This is a genomic window from Streptococcus sp. 1559 (genome assembly GCF_013276735.1).
GTDB classification, from domain to species: Bacteria; Bacillota; Bacilli; order Lactobacillales; family Streptococcaceae; genus Streptococcus; species Streptococcus pseudopneumoniae.
Genome location: NZ_VMLO01000007.1, coordinates 62,374 through 63,279, shown reverse-complemented (window position 1 = coordinate 63,279; position 906 = coordinate 62,374). Strand labels below are relative to the sequence as shown.

The following is a 906-nucleotide window of genomic DNA, read 5'->3' as shown; positions in this document are numbered from 1 at the left end:
CAGTTATCAAAGTTCCAGCCAAAAGCAAGGTTGACCGCGAAGTCCTTCCTACAAGTGTCATCCGTTATGAAAAAGATGAGACTAGAGACCGAGGAGCTTCTATTGAGATGGTTGACGGAGAGGATGGCTATGTAACCACGACGACGACCTACGATGTTAATCCAGAGACTGGTAAGGTTAGCGAAAAGGTTACTGTTGATAGAAAAGAAGCCACGGATACAGTTATCAAAGTTCCAGCCAAAAGCAAGGTTGAAGAAGTTCTTGTTCCATTTGCTACTAAATATGAAGCAGACAATGACCTTTCTGCAGGACAGGAGCAAGAGATTACTCTAGGAAAGAATGGGAAAACAGTTACAACGATAACTTATGATGTAGATGGAAAGAGTGGACAAGTAACTGAGAGTACTTTAAGTCAAAAAGAAGACTCTCAAACAAGAGTTGTTAAAAAAGGAACCAAGCCCCAAGTTCTTGTCCAAGAAATTCCAATCGAAACAGAATATCTCGATGACTCAACTCTTGATAAAGGTCAAGAAATAGAAGAAGCAGGAGAAATTGGTGAAATTACGCTTACTACAATCTATACTGTAGATGAACGTGGTGGAACAATTGAAGAAACTACTTCTCGTCAAATTACTAAAGAGATGGTAAAAAGACGTATAAGGAGAGGGACGAGAGAACCTGAAAAAGTTGTTGTTCCTAAGAAGTCATCTATTCCTTCGTATCCTGTATCTGTTACATCTAATCAAGGAACAGATTCAGCATTAGAACCAGCTAAACCAGTTGCTGCAACAACAGGCTGGAAACAAGAAAATGGTATGTGGTATTTTTATAATACTAACGGTTCCATGGTAACGGGTTGGGTACAAGTGAATGGTTCATGGTACTACCTCAACTCTAACGGTTCCA

Annotated in this window: 1 protein-coding gene; it reads left to right on the top strand. The window is 39.8% G+C overall.

From position 1 onward, the window contains the following. On the top strand, positions 1-906 hold a 906-nt coding region (locus HT688_RS01950; protein ID WP_240148153.1), incomplete at both ends, for a G5 domain-containing protein.